The 17,121-nt window shown below is 42.8% G+C and carries 13 protein-coding genes and 1 tRNA gene; 4 read left to right on the top strand and 10 right to left on the bottom strand.

The genetic code is table 11. The features are described 5' to 3' along the window. The first annotated feature begins 308 nt into the window (after positions 1–308). Positions 309–1,559, top strand: coding sequence for a hypothetical protein (locus tag EO95_RS07680; RefSeq protein WP_048133637.1), 1,251 nt, complete (start codon positions 309–311; stop codon positions 1,557–1,559). Positions 1,560–1,838: 279 nt separating this feature from the next. Here the strand turns inward: EO95_RS07680 and EO95_RS07675 are convergent, their stop codons facing one another. From EO95_RS07675 to EO95_RS07665, 3 genes are all read right to left on the bottom strand, one after another. Next, entirely contained in the window at positions 1,839–3,167 is a 1,329-nt protein-coding gene (locus EO95_RS07675) for an ATP-binding protein (RefSeq protein WP_048133636.1), read from the bottom strand. A 466-nt stretch (positions 3,168–3,633) separates the two neighbouring features. After that, positions 3,634–3,822: a hypothetical protein gene (locus tag EO95_RS17045; RefSeq protein WP_082098558.1), complete on the bottom strand. Its 189-nt coding sequence runs from the start codon at positions 3,820–3,822 to the stop codon at positions 3,634–3,636. 995 nt (positions 3,823–4,817) lie between these two features. Beyond that, positions 4,818–5,030, bottom strand: a complete 213-nt coding sequence (locus tag EO95_RS07665; protein ID WP_048133634.1) for a hypothetical protein — start codon at positions 5,028–5,030, stop codon at positions 4,818–4,820. A gap of 534 nt (positions 5,031–5,564) precedes the next feature. Here EO95_RS07665 and EO95_RS07660 point away from each other — a divergent pair. Next, positions 5,565–6,152, top strand: coding sequence for a hypothetical protein (locus tag EO95_RS07660; RefSeq protein ID WP_156164012.1), 588 nt, complete (start codon positions 5,565–5,567; stop codon positions 6,150–6,152). Positions 6,153–6,523: 371 nt separating this feature from the next. Here EO95_RS07660 and EO95_RS07655 read toward each other — a convergent pair whose 3' ends face one another. The 6 genes from EO95_RS07655 to EO95_RS07630 all read right to left on the bottom strand — a co-directional run bounded on the left by EO95_RS07655 (position 6,524) and on the right by EO95_RS07630 (position 13,825). Further along, positions 6,524–7,165: a 6-hydroxymethylpterin diphosphokinase MptE-like protein gene (locus tag EO95_RS07655; protein WP_048133633.1), complete on the bottom strand. Its 642-nt coding sequence runs from the start codon at positions 7,163–7,165 to the stop codon at positions 6,524–6,526. A gap of 79 nt (positions 7,166–7,244) precedes the next feature. Then, positions 7,245–10,424: an isoleucine--tRNA ligase gene (ileS, locus tag EO95_RS07650; RefSeq protein ID WP_048133632.1), complete on the bottom strand. Its 3,180-nt coding sequence runs from the start codon at positions 10,422–10,424 to the stop codon at positions 7,245–7,247. A gap of 916 nt (positions 10,425–11,340) precedes the next feature. Next, on the bottom strand, positions 11,341–11,541 hold the full coding sequence (locus tag EO95_RS07645) for an MM0924 family protein (protein ID WP_048133631.1): 201 nt from the start codon (positions 11,539–11,541) through the stop codon (positions 11,341–11,343). A 252-nt stretch (positions 11,542–11,793) separates the two neighbouring features. After that, positions 11,794–12,882, bottom strand: coding sequence for a hypothetical protein (locus EO95_RS07640; protein WP_048133630.1), 1,089 nt, complete (start codon positions 12,880–12,882; stop codon positions 11,794–11,796). Positions 12,883–13,031: 149 nt separating this feature from the next. Further along, entirely contained in the window at positions 13,032–13,484 is a 453-nt protein-coding gene (locus tag EO95_RS07635; RefSeq protein WP_048133629.1) for a GNAT family N-acetyltransferase, read from the bottom strand. A 247-nt stretch (positions 13,485–13,731) separates the two neighbouring features. After that, positions 13,732–13,825: transfer RNA gene (locus EO95_RS07630), tRNA-Arg, on the bottom strand. A gap of 551 nt (positions 13,826–14,376) precedes the next feature. On the opposite strand from EO95_RS07630, the gene EO95_RS07625 reads away from it, so the two are divergent. Together EO95_RS07625 and EO95_RS07620 are read left to right on the top strand one after the other, a co-directional pair. Then, positions 14,377–15,099, top strand: coding sequence for an ATPase domain-containing protein (locus EO95_RS07625; protein ID WP_048133628.1), 723 nt, complete (start codon positions 14,377–14,379; stop codon positions 15,097–15,099). Beyond that, complete coding sequence (locus tag EO95_RS07620) at positions 15,092–15,946, top strand: response regulator (RefSeq protein WP_235282909.1); 855 nt, start codon at positions 15,092–15,094, stop codon at positions 15,944–15,946. Before EO95_RS07625 ends, EO95_RS07620 begins: the two co-directional genes overlap by 8 nt. A 125-nt stretch (positions 15,947–16,071) precedes the next feature. On the opposite strand, the gene EO95_RS07615 is transcribed toward EO95_RS07620, so the two are convergent. Beyond that, positions 16,072–16,794, bottom strand: a complete 723-nt coding sequence (locus tag EO95_RS07615; protein ID WP_048133626.1) for an RAD55 family ATPase — start codon at positions 16,792–16,794, stop codon at positions 16,072–16,074. Positions 16,795–17,121 lie beyond the last annotated feature (327 nt).

The raw sequence follows: 17,121 nt of genomic DNA, 5'->3' as shown, positions 1-17,121 counted from the left end.
CACCTCTCTATTCGTCGGCAGCGTCAGATGTGTATAAGAGACAGATATAGACCATTAAAATAGACCATTAAAATTTAGACATTAAGGCTGATATTTCGGCTGCTCATTTGCGAGGAAAACCGGTCGCTTCTGGCGACCGGTGAGAGTCCCGGTACTTGAAAATCAAATTTAAACTCGGTTTCACGGTATTTGTATCCGAAAATATTGGGGTACTGAAGTTTGAAGTTTTGAATCGGGATCGTGTAAATAACGGCAGGCTGACGTGAATAATAATATTTATAATCTCATTAAGTATATCCACAGAGCTGATGGTAAACAAACTGGCTGCAAATAAAATCAATTTGCCTGTTGAGCGTATTTTCCAGGTCCACAAATCCCCCTGCAAAGTCGTCCTCGCAATAACCGGAGGAGGGGCAGAAATAATAGGGGAACTTCTCCGCCACGGCAGCGGTTCTGCAACAGTACTGGATGCTGTTGTCCCGTACAGCACGGATGCAATGGATCGGTTCCTCGGCAGGAAGCCTGAAAAGTACTGCTCGGAAAAAACTGCACGGCTGATGGCGATGGTCGCTTATCAGCGGGCTCTGGAACTGTCAAAAAGCTCAGGCGGAACTGCAGCCCAGGATGTGATCGGGATCGGAGCGACCTGCAAGCTCAGGGCGGCAAACGAGCGGGAAGAGAGAAAACACGAGGTCCACGTTGCCATCCAGGCAGCCCGTGAAACAGAGGTCTGCACCCTTGAACTGGCAGCGGACAGGACACGGGAAGAGGAAGAAAAGATTGCTGCAACCCTGATTTTCAATGTACTCTCCCGCCACTGCGGCGTTCAAGAAATTGATTTATCGAACGGGATCAGGATTCTGGACGGGATCGAAGCCGGTATTGGGACCGGAGAGGAGGAAAGAGAAAAAGTTATTGAAAAATATACTTCGGTTTCCGGAGTGGTAGGAGATCTCCTGAAACAGCAGAGCTGCACCCCGGAGAGTTCCTGCAAAACAGCTGGAATGGTAAGGATCAATTTTGATGAAGCAAAAGCTCCCAAAGAAATAAAACTCGTGTTCTCCGGCTCTTTTGACCCCTGCCACAAGAACCATGTTTTCATGGCAGAGTGTGCTTCGAAGAAATATAATGCACCCGTCCACTTTGAAATCTCTTTGACGAATGTGGACAAGCCTCCCATAGATTTTATTTCGCTGAGCCAGAGGCTTGACTCGTTAAGGAAATACAAAGACGAAGCCTTCATGGGCGGGGTTTGCCTTACCAGGGCGCCGCTTTTCCTGCAAAAAGCTGACCTTTTCCCGAACAGCACCTTCATCATCGGGGCAGATACTTTCAACAGGCTGTTTGATGCAAAATACTATGACGGCACAGTAGATACGCCCGCCATTCTAAGGAGTTTTAAGGAAAAGAATGTGCGTTTCATGGTGTTTCGCAGGAAATCAGTTGAAATGTCCGTCAACCCTGAGGTCCTTGAGTTTTGTGAGATCATCCCGATGGACGAATACGAAGACGATGGGACATCGTCCAGGGAAATCAGAAGGAAGCGCGAAAATAAATGAGATTTATCCCAAATCCCCCCACGGCTGGAAAAAACGTAGCCCTGGCAACCGCATTTATGAACACCACCTTCTCCCGAATAGGATCATCTACATCAATAGCCTCGAACTCGGCTGAGCTACAACCGGAGTCGGCTTTTTGTCCTCTTTCTCAGTGTCCCTGTCGATGTCCTTTCGATGTCTCCCCGAGAGAAGTAAAAAAGCAACTGAAGCCAGAGATAAAACTTTAAAATGGAAGAAAAGTAAGTAATGGAAAAATCCGGATGAAAGGAAATAGTATGGTTATTCCAGCATCCATTTCCATACAGAGTTAATGATTATTGTTTTCTTTTCCCCGTCTTCGCCCGGGATCTCCACGACTCCTTCATCGTCCATGGTAAGGATAAGCCCCTCGTTAAGCCCGTATTCTTCCATAGCTGCCATAAGCCCGAGAACCTCCCGTTCCCTTACTGCCGGGCTTCCGAAGTAGACCGAGACCTGAATCGCAGCCGTAACAGCCTGGCTATCTGGTTCGGTTATAAGGAAATCACATTCTCTCCTGTCCCGGAAATATGAGGCCTGCTTGCCCTGTCTGAGCAGTTCAAGAAACACAAGGTTTTCAAATCTTAATCCCAGGCTGTCCGGATAATTGGGGTATACCGTCTTGAAGAAACCCGTATCTCCTGCATAAATTTTACATGGGGCATCTTTTTCATTTTTATTTTCATTTTTATTTTCATTTTCTTTTCCGTCTTCGGATGAGTGATTAAACATAGGGACCCGGTACAGCAAAAAAGCCTCTTCCAGATAGTCAAGGTAGCTGCGGATAGTATCCTCACTGTCGATCCCACTCACTTTTTTCAGGGTTTCGAGTGAGTACTCCGATGCCATGTTCGAGATAAGGAAAACTGCAAGTTTTTTCAGCCCTTCTGCATCCTGAATATTATGTCTTGCAATAACCCCTGCCTGCAGAGTTTCCTCGAAATACTTCCGGGAAAGTGTGGAACCATCTTTTATTACGCCGGGGAAGCCGCCGTTTTCAAAATAATGCAGGAACAAGCACAGCATTTCATCGCAACGGGAAGGTGTGAGAAAGTTCGGCTTTGGGACCCTGAGGCCTCTCAGAGTAAGGTATTCTTTAAAGGAAAAGGGCAAAAGTTTGAGGACTCTGGTCCTGCCTGCAAAGAGTGACGAAACCTCCTGACTCATGATACTTGCGGAAGACGAGGTTACAAAGACTCCTGCTCCTTCTCTGTTTAGCCTGTCAACCCAATTTTCCCAGCCGGGGACATTATGAACTTCATCAAGGAAATAGTAGATCTGCCCTTCCTCATTTTCATTCTCTTTTAAGTAAACTTCAGCCGCAATTCCCTCGATTTCCTGAAAACTTTCAGTTTCTAATTCTTTAAACCTGCTATCTTCAAAATTAATGTAAACTTTCACACCCTGCAGAAGGCTTGCGACCTGCTTCAGGAAAGACGTCTTGCCTGCATGGAGTGGACCATAGATCAAATTGATCTCATGTCCATCCAGGCAGGGGGAAACTGAAATGTTGCGCTTGATTATATCAGAGGGGCTTTGGAAGAAGGTTTTATGGTCAAGAAACAGGGGAAGAAGTTCAGGTCTTTGCATATGATCAGAATAATTTGGGAGGTAAAACTATATAGTTATTCTGGCACAGACCTTCTCTTCTGAAAAAAAACTGAATACTTACTGATTCTTAAGAAGGAGAAAATGCAGTCTTATTTCTAATTAAACGGGTGCGGTCATGTGATTTCATTGTACATATACTGGAAAATGTGTTTTTGGCTTCAAAATAATTGAAATTGCTCCAGATTACTGCTTATTTTCAAATTAGCAGTTATATGAACGTCTCTTTGAAAAATAGATTTTAATTTAACGTCTTAAAGCTAGAGCAAAAAACAGGTATCATAATAATAAATATTTATATGTGGGGGGATAAAAATAAAGATTATTTAATAGACCCTTTAGACAGACCCGGTCGGTTGAAGGCGGGCAAACTTTGGGAAAATGTAGTATAATTTGTTATGAAAAAACATATAATTTTATTAATTTTTCCAAAACCTATCCGGAACTTTCAATCCTTTTTAGGTTCATATATCGTTTTCTTTTTTCCACATCTTGTACACACAAAATACTTTTCTTTTACATTTGAAGCATAGATGTTCAAACCTCCACTTCTTTTCCATTTATGAAACCCTATAAAGCACAAAATGCTCCTCTGTAGAGGTTTTCCGGAAACTCTGGATGGAGCCCTGTAAGCCAAGTAATCAACCTCATATTAATGAATTTTTATTACTTGATACTTCAACCTTCTGTATTTTGAATACGTAGTATTCGAAAGTATTTGGTAGTATTTCAGGCTACCAGACAGCATTTGTAATGAATACAATATTGATTTAGGCAACTAAATCGAATTATAGAGGGAATTACATTATATTAGAAGATTTGATGCACATCGAAGCCACATAATATTATTATTGAAAAGTTAATATTATATTAAGAGAATTGTACTTATAGATATATCAATAATATTATTTAGCTGTTAACTTCTACCTTTCCTCTTTCCGGCCCATTTTTCAAGCTACTCAAAATTATGAGAACCATGAATGCATTTTGATTTTTAGATCTGTGTCACCCGGAAGAGTCTGTGAAAACAAGAAATATTTACGTAATAATCCTTTGTTTTTGCTTTAATGTTTTCCTCATATTAAAAATAGTTGAGTTTATATAAATCGATCTGGAAAATTATTTATAACAATAAAAGCCAATCATAATTCGTATTTCTGCGGCGCAGAAATATATGAAAAGTTCTTCGCTGCCATTACGATCATCACTCCACCCTGGCGTTATATGAGTGAATCGTTTCATAGATGGGCGAAGGACTGCAAGAAAAAAAGGGCAATAGATGATTAGAAAGTGGTAGACTAAGGCTAAAAGCCTTATATTAGATGCGGTGGAAAGGCAAGACCGGTTTGATGAAGTCGTATCCAGATTGATGCCTCATCATGTATCGTATGATATGCCTCAACATTATGCGATACCCGGATACATACATCTTGACAGCTGTTTTTAGCCTTTCCACCATTTCCACTAAATCCGGGACTATTTTTCAGCTTAACAAAAGAGGATATCGCCTTTTTTATTCCATGCATAAGCACTGTATGGATCAATTTCCAATACTTTTCTATAAAATTTAATGCTTCGCTATCTCTGTCACTCGTACTATCTCTGTCACTTATGCGGACCCATAACACATATTTACACTTTAGATTCAACTTTCAACTTTTTTCGATTAACTACATCCACATAAAATTCAGCATATCCACAATCTAAACAAACATGCACTTTAAATTCGCGCATGGGACCGGTAAAATAGCATTCGCTATCAGACTCATAACCTATACGTTCTCCAATTATATGGCCTATATCGAGATTTTCGCTCCCGCATTTTGGACATTTTCCCTTTTTCATTTTGCATTACCCCACGTCATCAATGAGATCTGGTTTTGTAGAAATCCTCAAAAGTACTTTTTTACGAAAAAGTAAAAAATCTGATTGTAAAATATTCCCTCATTTTTTGCCCCCACAAAAAAGAATGAGCATTTCATATTCGCATTGAATAATTATATTTGTCATCGGATAATTATATTTGTCTTCAAATAAATATATTCAATTTGTTGAGGTTCCATTCTATTAGCATCTCCATACGAGTCTAAAAGCTGAAATGCAGCTTTTCTCAACCCTTTTTGTCATTGTTCATTTCCCAAGTAGTCTTCTCGAATCTTGAAGAACTGCTCTTTCCTTCAATGGTCCAGATGGGACAATAAAAGGTTCAAATGAATCTGCAGATTAAAAAAAGCATAAATAAGATATAATAGAGAAAAATAAAGGACTAATTAAGGAATAAACAGGAAATTAAAAAATAAATTGAACCGTAAACAGAAGAAATCAACTCGGAATCAAAAACAGAAGAAGTCAACTCGGAATCAAAAACAGGAGAAGTCGATGAGAAAACTGAATATGCTCTCGATATTATCTGCACTGGCCCTGCTCCTTTTGGCTCCATGCCCTGCAGCAGCCCTGCTGATTCCGGAAGCTGCCGAAATCCCCTACCAGATTAACACTTCAGATAGAATAGTGATAGGAACCGTCAGTGGGATTGATGTACACTATGACCATACAATCTTCACAATTACAGTTGAGGAATGGCTCTATAATTCCCTGCCAGCCGAAACCATAAAGGTGAGAACCGAAACCGGAAAGTATGTCTGGACTGAAGATCAGGCAGAGTTCACCCTGAACGAATCCGTGCTCCTCATGCTCAGGGACGAAGAGCCCGATGAGCAGCTTTTCAGCGTTTCCGGAGGCTTTCCTGGAAAACACCCTGTATCAGACAGGGGTGCGGTAATTGAGGAACTGAAAGTTCAGGGAAAATGGCAGGACGAAAATCGGATAGAAAACACAGAGACTGCAAGTGAACAGCCAGCAGATTCAAACTCACCCTCAGATACGAAAAGCACTCCTTTTACAGGCATTCTATGGGTAGTTATGGCAGTGATCGGAGCATTTGTGTGTACAGGGAAGAAAAAGTAATATTATCCGCTTCATTAAGATGTCACGGGAAAAAAGTGACAAACTTATAAATTTAATTTATATTTTAGAAATTTAATAATTCGCCAATAAATTAAAAATTTTATCCCTATTTTCTGCATATAAAGAAATATAAGACAGCTTATTGGAATTAAAGGTATAAAAGCGTGATATAATTTAATTTAAAGCTTTAAATGCTGTGAATTGAACTAAAAAAGTGAATAACCCTTTCTATTTATACACTATGCAAATTACCTTTTTTTCTTTAGATGTATAGTTTTCTCCAACATAAAAATTTTTGGTCAATCCTTGCATGAAAAAGATTTGAACCTGTTAGTTCACTGAACCCCGACCATCCACTGACCGTTTAGCCCTCAAATCCCTAACATTTCGATTAATTCTTTCGCCCAATTCAGCTTCTTTTTCTTTATCGGATTCACTGAGGGATCTTCAAAATCAAATCCAGCCAGCCTGATGCTTTTAGCCCCGAACTCCCTGGCTACAAAAACGCAGCGGTCCCCATCACTGAACCCGCCAAAGTTGTAAACGTTATCTAAAGGCCGGGCCTGGGTAGTTGCAATAAAGCGCCTGAACCGCGGAACGTATTTTTCCAGCTTATCCATGTTATCCCCATGGGCGTGGATAAGGACTATTGAGCCCCGTGTGCAGGCAAGAATCTCTTTTTCAATGTCAGCTTCGGAATTACCGTCAAGGTCGGTACAGATGACCTCAGGCACGCGGCCCATATCCATAAGGACGGCGGCTGCTCCGTCGGCTGCAACAATCACAAAAGAAGAAAGATCGAGCTTCAAAAGCTCGTTTCTGAGTCCCGGAGCATTCCCGCAGACCAGAAGAGGCTTTCCTGAGACCGTATCCTTAATTTCGGAAAGACTCGCAGTATTTTTCTCAGTCAGCTTTTGGGAAAGGAGGCGAGCTGCCTCTTCATCACCTGTGCGGTCGAACCCGAAGTCTTTAAGAATTCGTTCATAGATAGGCTCCCAGGCAGCAAAATCCATATGAATCACTCCTTTCCTGTTTTTCTTTTCTGAACTTAGATTTTCTTATCGAGTTTCGTTCTTAAACTTAATTGCAGAGTTATTTCTTTGCAATTCCCATCTTCATGGCAATGCCTTCGACATCCCAGTCCTTTACAAGGGCTCCGGAAACCTCAATACCGCTGCCTATGTCAAAGAAATCGGCTCTAACCTCTTCTGCAATCAGATCCTTCAGGGTTTCAACAAGCGTTAAGACCCTTTCGTCTTCGATCCGGACAGAGACGCGGATGTTCTCGTCCACAATAAGGTCGAGTTCCTTCCGCATGTCCTGCAGCCTGCGGATGACTTCCCTTGAGTATCCTTCAGCTTCGAGTTCAGGAGTAAGGTTTGCATCCACATAAACAAGGCCTGCATCGGACTCTGCACTGGCTGTACCTTCAGGCAGGGTTTCGTTGTAGTTTGCCATGCCCGGAGTAATTGTGACAGTGGTCCCGTCGGCCAATGGGAGCTCGAATTCCCCGGTTTCGGCAAAGGCTTTCTTTAAAGCAACACCGTCGACTTTTTGCAGGGCAGGAATAACTTTTCCGGCATCCTTCTTGAAGACAGGACCGATCTTACCCGGGTCAGGGATAACCTCAAGCCCGAGTTCGTCCCAGCTCTTGCCTACACCTGTAAGAACAATGGCTTTGGAATTGGTCTGGTCCATAAGGACTGAACGCAGCCTGTCAACTGCCTTTGCTGCATCCTCGCTTTCAGGGGAGACAACAATTCTGGATATGGGCCACCTGAGTTTTCTTCCTGCCTTCTGGCGGGCGTTTGAGGCAGCTTCCACAATGGAGCGTGCAGTGCTCATGGCTGCTTCAAGCTCGGGGTCAAGATAGGCTTCGTTAACCTTCGGCCAGTCGCACATGTGCACGGATTCGTGAGCTTTCGGATCCACATTCCGGATCAGGTTCTGGTACATCTCCTCAGCCAGGTAGGGCATGAAGGGGGAGATCAGTTTTGTGATGGTTACATAGACTTCGTAAAGCACACAATAAGCTGCAAGCTTGTCCGGGTCGTCAGCTTCGGTCCAGGTCCTCGGGCGGATAAGCTGGATATACCAGCGCGAGAGGTCTTCCAGAGCAAACTCCAGAATCTCACGAACTGCTTTATGCAGCAGGTACCCGCTCATGGCTTCATCTACAGCTTTTACCACGGACTGGGCTCTTGAGAGAATCCACCTGTCTTCTTCCCGCAGGGCATCTTTTACAGAGTCCAGGCTGACCTGCATCGGGTCAAAGTTGTCAAGCGCCATATACGGAAGCGGGAACCTGAAAACGTTCCAGAGGATGTTAATTGAGCGGTGGACAGTTTCTATCTCCTCCAGGTTGAACTTCAGGTCATCCCAGGGTGCGCTTGAGGAAAGCACGTAGGCACGCAGGGTATCTGCCCCGAACCTGTCGATGATGTCCAATGGGGAAATTACATTTCCAAGGCTCTTTGACATCTTCTTTCCGCCGGCATCAAGAGTAAAGCCGTGCATGAGCACACTCTTATAAGGCGCCCGTCCAAAGCCGACCATGCTTGCTCCAAGCTGGGAATAGAACCAGCCTCGGGTCTGGTCATGCCCTTCGGTAATGAAGTCAGCAGGCCACCATTCATCAAACTGATCCTGCGTCTGCGGGAACTTCAGGGTTGCCCACGAAGCAACAGCCGAGTCGAACCAGACATCAAAAACGTCTTCAACACGCTTTTTGTCCCCACCGCACTCACAGGGAATGATCACTTCATCCACGTAGGGGCGATGCAGTTCGATTTCCCCGCCAGCATTGCTGGACTTTTCAATGAGTTCTTCCCTGGTCCCTATGACTTCGAGCTTGCCGCATTTCCGGCATTTCCAGACCGGGATTGGGATTCCCCAGTAGCGCTGCCTGGAGATGCACCAGTCCCTTGCGCCTTCCACCCAGGTCCTGAAGCGGGCCGAGCCTGCCCAGTCGGGGTACCAGTCTACTGCATCGATTGCCTCGAGCATTTTTTCCTTGAGATCGGTAATTTTGAGGAACCACTGTTCGGTCGCCAGGTAGATGATCGGGGTCTTGCAGCGCCAGCAGTGCCCGTAACGGTGGGTCACGGTCCCCTCGGCAAGGAGCCTGTCGCGCTCCATGAGGTCCTCGATGACAACAGCGTTTGCTTCCCTTATGTTCATGCCTGCATACTTGCCGGCTTCCCCGGTGTAGGAACCGTTCGGGCCTACGGGACAGAAAATCGGCAGGCCGTTTTTGACCCCTACGTTAAAGTCGTCCATCCCGTGCCCCGGGGCAATGTGCACACAGCCGGTGTTTTCTGCGGTTACGTATTCGGCCTCGTAGACATTGTGCTTGAATTCAGCCTGGCGCGGGATCAGGTCCGCAAGGGGGCTCTCGTATTCCAGGCCTGCGACGTCTTCCCCGAGCATGGTTTCAAGGATCTCGTAGTCCGTGTACCTGCCCTTCCTGAGCACGTTCTCAATGAGGGTTGTGGCTGCGATCAGGATTTCTTCCTTTCCGTCCTGGCGGACTGCCCTGAACTTCGCGTATTCGAAGGACGGGTGGACCGCAACGGCGATGTTCGAGGGGATGGTCCAGGGGGTTGTGGTCCAGATCACTATGAAGGTGTTTTCCTCTCCCCTGACCTTGAACTTGACATAGATGGACGGGTCGGTCCGGTCCGCATATTCGACTTCGGAGTCGGCAATGGCGGTTTCGCAACGGGGACACCAGTTGACCACACGCTTGCCCACATCAAGCAGGTTCTTTTCCTCGGCCTGTTTGAGGGTCCACCAGGCTGCTTCGATGTACTCATCTTTCAGGGTCATGTAGGGGTCTTCCCACTGCAGCCAGACCCCGAGCCTCTCAAACTGCTCGGTCATTGCCTGCTTCTGGTTTATGGCAAACTCCTTACATTTTTCAATGAAATTCCCTACCCCGAAACTCTCAATGTCCTTCTTGGACTTAAAGCCGAGAACGCCCTCTACCTTTACTTCGATGGGCAGCCCGTGCATATCCCAGCCGGGGCGCTCCATGATATTGCGGTTGTTCATGGAATAATAGCGGAGAATAGAATCTTTAATGATCTTATTCCAGGCAGTCCCCAGGTGGATATGTCCTGTAGTGTACGGGGGGCCGTCAACAAAAAAAAGCCTTTTTCCGGTTTTACGGTGCTCCCGGGTTTTCCGGTAGGCATCGCTGTCTTCCCAGAACTGCGTTACTTTATTTTCAATTTGTTCTGCATTGTATTTGGCAGTGATTTCTTTTATCATATGGGAGTCTCCCTGATGAAAAATAAACTGAAGTAAAGGTCGTCGATTCAAGCCCTATCCTGCGGCTGACTGACAACTCTTGATAAATTGCTAATCAGTAAGTGGTGACAATACTAATACTGACAAACCGCTGCTAGCACTGATAACCAGTAAGCGCTGATTTCAGGGTAAATTACTGGTCAGCATACTATAACAAACCTCTGACCGGTAAGGTACCGAATCTACAGTAAAGTATATAATGTCCTTTACCAACCGCTTATATACTTTACTTCAGACAAATATCTTACGTACAAAATATCCTTACCCGGGAAAGCAAATCTACACCTTTCCGACGGATAAAAGGATTCACTGCACGCCAATCAGTTTATTCAGTAATTACTGTACTTAATTTAAGCTTTATTGTAACAGCAGAAAAGACAGTCCATTGTTTTCTATTCATATACTTATTCACAGTACTTACCACGATATTTTATCACGATATTTTATCACGATATTTTATCACGATATTTTTACAGAACTATCCGGGTTAGAAAGTAGAGAATAAAAACTCAAAATCTACAGCAGGATTCCGGTTTTCAGGAAGAAAGAGTTTGAAACAGAAAAAATTGGGATAAAAAAGTAGAGGCTTCTTTCCCCTCCTCAAAAGCTTGAATGTAAAAGTGAACTACTCCTCTCTGCTGCTTCACATCGAGGAAGGAAACTTCCCGCCTTAAAGTTAAAACTTAGCCGTAGAGGAACTGAAAAGACTTCAGCTACCTCTACTACTGAGTTTAATTCGTATAGTATAAGCAAATTTTGAAGTGTATTATTTTACTGCGCCTGTTACAATACCATTTTACGATATTGTTTTTAAATATCATTTTACGATATTGTTTTTAAATATCATTTTACGATATTGTTTTACTTTGACATCTTCTTACTTTTGCTTCAGGGTTCTCCACATTGCAGCAATTTTCTCGATATCGATATGGGTATAGCCTTCTTCTTTTATAGTCCATTTAAGGCTAAGGACCCCATCTTTGCATTCGGCAGCAACTCCTCTGTATGTAGTGTTCCCTCCAATGTCAATTTCTACTTCTTTACCCAGATAATATTTCTCGATGAACTCCTGCTTCATTATTTTCAACTCCCAAACTTTGATTTCCGAATGAGATCCGGAAAGAATATTCGCAGAATATAGTTAGTTTCAGGAAGTATATTATTATTAAAAAAGCAGAGTTTCTAAACAAAGGTTCTTTGTCCTGACATAAAAAAGAGGTCAGCTGTTAAAATGCTGACCTGAATATCCAGAAAACTCAGGGAGACCGACTCTAAAGTCGGTTCAAACCCCTGAATTTTCTTATATTTAACTCAAACATCAAAATTCAACTCAAAAATTAACCTCAGCTTCGCTCAAACCCTTTTCAGGCTCCTGGACAGGAGCATCAAAAAAGGGAATTTCTGCACCGACAAACCAGGTTTCAAGGAAACTCAAGAGATGGTACTTCATGAAAACGGCAAGGGGTACATTGAGGAAAAGAAGGGCTCCAAAGATCAATGCCAGCTCTATAAGTACAAAGGGAATAAGGAGTATCCAGACAAGGGGATCTGATACAAGGGCTGAAAAAAGGAAGTACAGAATCCCATCGGTAATAAGGAAAGTCAGCCCTAAAAACAGCATAGTAATCCCGAAAAGAAGAATTGCAAGAATAGCTATTCCTATGCTGAGTAAGAATCTGACAAACCAGTAAACAATAACTTCCTTCCAGCTTTTCCTGAAGTTTGCAAAGACAAGCCCGAAAGCTGAAAGAATCCCGGTGTTCCGGTAAATTGAAAGAGGAATTGCAAGGCTTAAAAAGGAATTGATTGCTACCCCGATCAGGGCCAATATCAGGAGCACAACAATAAACCAGAAAATCCCGCCTATAAGAACAGGCACGGAAACGTCAGAAGGCTCCTCAAGGATGGTGGGAATAAGAGGTAGAAAAGCTATTGCAAAAAACACGAGAAAAACCAGCCCGAGAGCCAGACGCACCAGCAGGAGGTAGAACCCCTTTCCCATAAACTCCCCTAAATAAGCCCAGAACTTAACCTCGTTTTTTACCAGTGACTCCACAAAAACAAACTCCATGATGCTGGAGATGTAGGATATGAGTAGAGCCAGGAGCAGAAGAAAGACTATTACTGCAATAATAACTCCCGCTGGTTCCGGAAAGTACATATGGTAAGGGTCAATTCCATTCATCCCGGAAGGAAATCCGGGGATCTGACCCGGTTCGACATAAGGTAAATTGTTTCCGAAATCTTCGGAGTCCATCCGGTAATTGGTACCCGAGCCTCCATAGTTAGAGGCTGCACCACCCAGCAAAAAGATAATGACTGCGAGTTTTACCCATTTCCAGAAATCAAAAGGTTCAAAGAGAGCTTTTTTTGCCCTTAAAAAAGCCCTGTCTACCGCATCTATTGCATACCAGCTCATAAATATAGGATTTTGCTCAGATAATATATAAGTATCCCGAAAATAAGAATTGCAGCATTATAAGGACTGAGATTTCCGGGATTAACTTCGAACCTCAATTAACTTCGAACCTCAATTAACTTCGAACCTTACTTCTATCTGCCTTGAAATCAGATCTTTTTTACCATAGAGATATGCTCTATGCCAGCTTCAAGGAAAGTATCTCCAAAAGCAACAAACCCAAACTTTTTGTAAAAACTTACTGCGTGGGTCTGTGCATGAATATTAACCTCTGCTGCTCCAAGTTCAATAGCTTGTTCCAGAAGTTTATCTACAACGAGTTTGCCGACCTGTTTTCCCCTGCATTCTTTCAGGACGGAAATCCTTCCTATAAGCCATATTTCCCTCTCTTTTAAAAGTCTGCCTGTAGCCACTGGTCTTGAATTTGCATACACAATAACATGATAGGACATTAAGTCTGCTTCGTCAAATTCCTCGTCCTCGGGTATGTTTTGTTCTTTTATGAAGACCTCTCTGCGGACATTAAAGGCGTCTTCCAGAGCTTCAGAGTTTTTTGCATTAATCCATTCGATTCTGAATAAAGGTTCATGTTTTTTTTCCATCCGGGGCCTCTTTGTTCAATTTCGGTGGTTTCTTTTCCTGCAGGAAAAAAATCCAGATTATAAATATTTTTTGGCGCACAATGAAAGGATTCTGGCAGGATTTTGGTAGAATTCTGGTATGCCGTGAAAAGAAAATCTTAAAACACAGAGTGAAAAAACTTTTCAGGAATAAGATTCAGCTGAAGAAAAGACTGTACAGAAGAACACTTATAGCAAAATTGAAGATGCCAGGTAAAAGAATAATTAACGGGCCCGCCGCGATTCGAACACGAGTCAATGGGTATCTTCGTAATAATATTACTTCGAAGCCCATTAGGATATCCTGGCTACCCTACGAGCCCATGGTGCAAGTGTAGTGATAGTAACTACCTATATTAAAGGTTTCTCTCAGAATTAAGAAAAATGGACAGAAAAAGAGAGCAAATTCAAAAGTTCCCCCTGATGAGAATGTTTGTCAAGTGGCACAGGATAAATAAAATTTGGCATGTTGACTGAAGAAAAGAAATTTATAGCTAAATATCAGGTCGAAATTAATAGAAACATCACTGAAATAAAAGAAACACACCACAAACATAACTTTTATATTACAAAAGTTCTTTTAATATATAGAAGTAATTTTCGGCATCATAATATTATACACAATTGAAATATAGACACCAAATATGACCTTATCATAATCAATAAAATTAAATAGAAAGTTCTTTTATTTCAAGCTATTAAGGAATAGTGAATATGTGTTTTAAGTTAGAAAACTACTAAATAATCCCAAAACTGCTAAATTTATTTGAATATTTTCTATAACTTACAATACATTGTAAAACTAATTCAATGTCACCTGATAGTGCGGGAAGTAAAAGGGGCAAAGTACACAAGAGAATGAGGGTTTACAAAAATGGAGAGGGTTTCAACAGGCATAGAGGAGCTGGACAGGAAATTGATCGGGGGCTATCCTGTGAACAAAGCAACCCTGATTACAGGAGTGGCAGGGAGTGGAAAAACTATCTTTGGAATCCATTTCATTCACAGGAACTGCGTTGAAGGAAGAAAATGCCTGATGATCGCAACTGAAGAAACTCCTGAAGATATCCTCTACCAGGCAGAAATGCTGGGGCATGATATTAAGCCTTACTATGAGAGCGGGCAACTCAGCATAGAAAACATATTTGAGAGCCGTTCAGAAAGCATAGGGCAGACAAGGTACGGATTTAAACCTGAAAGCCTTGATATTGAACTTCCAAACCTTATAGAATTAATACGTGAAGGAACAGAATGCCTTGTCATAGATAATCTGGGCACTTTTGCCCTGAGAGTTTCCCAAAAAAGGCTCAGGGACCAATTTGACGGACTGAACTATCTCGTGAGAAAAAAAGGCTGCACTACTCTTTTAATCATGGACGAGTCAGCACACAATTTAACTCACCAGCTTGCCGAGTACTCGGTCTACGGTTCTATTCGCCTGCTGGTAAAAGAGAATGCCTATCTCGGAAAAATGGAGCGCTATCTGTGCATACCCAAGATGCGCAGTACTCCTATTTCTCCCGATATGTCAATCTTTGAAATCACATCTAAAGGGATCAAGATTCATGAACCCAAGGGAGGAAGCCTTGTTGAATGATAAAAACAAACCAAAAGTCCTGATTGTAGATGACATGAAGGAAAATATAGAACTGATGGAAGCCTACCTTGCAGTTGAACCTTATGAAGTTATCTCTGCCTATGGCGGAAATGAAGCACTTCAGAAAGTTAAGGACGAAAAACCGGATATTGTGCTTCTGGATGTTATGATGCCTGAGATCAACGGCTATGAGGTCTGCAAAATTCTCAAGGAAAATCCCGAAACCCAGTTCATTCCTGTCCTGATGCTTACAGCCCTTTCGGAACTTGAAGACCGGATCAGAGGGATTGAGGTCGGAGCTGATGATTTCCTTACAAAACCTATAAACAGGCTTGAACTCAAGACCCGAGTAAAATCTCTGCTCAGAGTCAAGTGCCTTCACGATAGATTGGTTGCCGACCGCGACAGTCTCGAAATAAAGAACAGGGTACAGAGTATCCTTACATCCGTAATTCCGACCCTTCTCCAGTCTGTCTCAAATGAGGAAAAAAAGGTTATAATAAATCAGATGACAGGCATGGTAGAAAAGACACTTTTTGATCTGTACCATTTTGAAGACAGAGAAATGGACCTGGCTTACGCAGGGAATGTCTGCGCCGAGATAATGAACCAGATGGGTGGAACCTTTTCATCGACCATGGGTGAAAATGAAAACCTCTGGGTAGTCAGGGGAACAAAATGCCCCTGGAAAGGAGAAGAAGCCCGCAAAAACCCCATCCTTTGCACACTGACGAGGAAGATTTTTTCAAACATAACTTTGAAAGTAGATTCGGCCTGCAGTCTCGAGGCTCTAAAAACCATCGGAAATAGGAATGACTGCTGTGAATTTATCATAAAAGCAGCATAACCTTTTTTCACATTTTTACCCAGTTTAATTGGTCCTCCTGGGGACAGCGGACTGTTGCACTTGCAGTGCAACTTCCGGAAAATCTCCGATTTCCTGAGATCCCGAGGCCCAATTCGGGTAGCTGATCATTTGAGGGATGGTTTCATGCCTGAGATTACTCTAATTCCCTGCGGAGTAACGTCAAACAGGGAATACTTGACCGGAACTGGAGTATTTCTCATTTTTTCAATGTAGAGATACTGCTTCGTTTTTCCAGAACTGAAATTTTCCTGTGTTATGAGTCTCATCAACCCGAAAACCATGTAACCTGTAAGCTTGTGAGTCAGCTCGTAAGAGTCCTCATCCATTACAAAGAGGCCTGTACATCCATTTTTCAGGAGAATAATGCAGATAGAACTGAACTCATCTGCAAACTCCCTTATCTCGTGATGTATAGCCATTACTCCAATGTTGTCAATGACCACAACATCAACTTCCGAAGACATGGAGCTCAGATATTCGATTATATCCGCATCCACGGCACAGAGCCCTTTTCCGAATTTTGAAACGCTTTTGAGCTTGTTAATCTTGTCTTCGAATATATTCCTGATACTGAGCTGGCCGTTCTCAAGGAAAGGCTCCAGATTAAGATTGAGGCCACGGGCCTGAGTAAGTATATCTTCAGTAAGTTCTCTGGTAAGAATAAGTATGCATTTTTTGCCTTCCTGGCAACTCCTGTGAAGGAAATGAATTCCGAGGATGGTTTTTCCCGAACCCGGAGGGCCCGTGACCAGAATACTCTTTCCTTTAGGATACCCTCCCTCCATCAGCAAATCCAGCCCTTCTACTCCGGTAGACAAACTCTCCATACTATCACATACTCTCCATATTATCACATATATAAGCGTGGTAAGTTTCTTTTAAATGAGAATAATTTCTCATTAAATATAAGAAGTTAATCTTTCACTTACTATAAAAAGTAAGTTTCTATTTTATTATATTCTGTTTCAACCAATATATTTGTTCCTGAAAAAAAGTAGAAAGTTCTCCGAAAAGCAGGTATCTGTAAAGATTGCAGGAACAGGTAGTTACAGAAACAAATAGAGTTACAGAAACAGGGAATTAGAGGAACAGGGAATTAGAGGAACAGGGAATTAGAGGAACAGGGAATTAGAGGAACAGGGAATTAGAGGAAC

It is taken from the genome of Methanosarcina sp. 1.H.T.1A.1 (assembly GCF_000979295.1).
Classification (GTDB): Archaea; Halobacteriota; Methanosarcinia; order Methanosarcinales; family Methanosarcinaceae; genus Methanosarcina.
The sequence above is the reverse complement of the archived record's forward strand: the minus strand, read 5'-3'. Positions and strand labels throughout refer to the sequence as shown.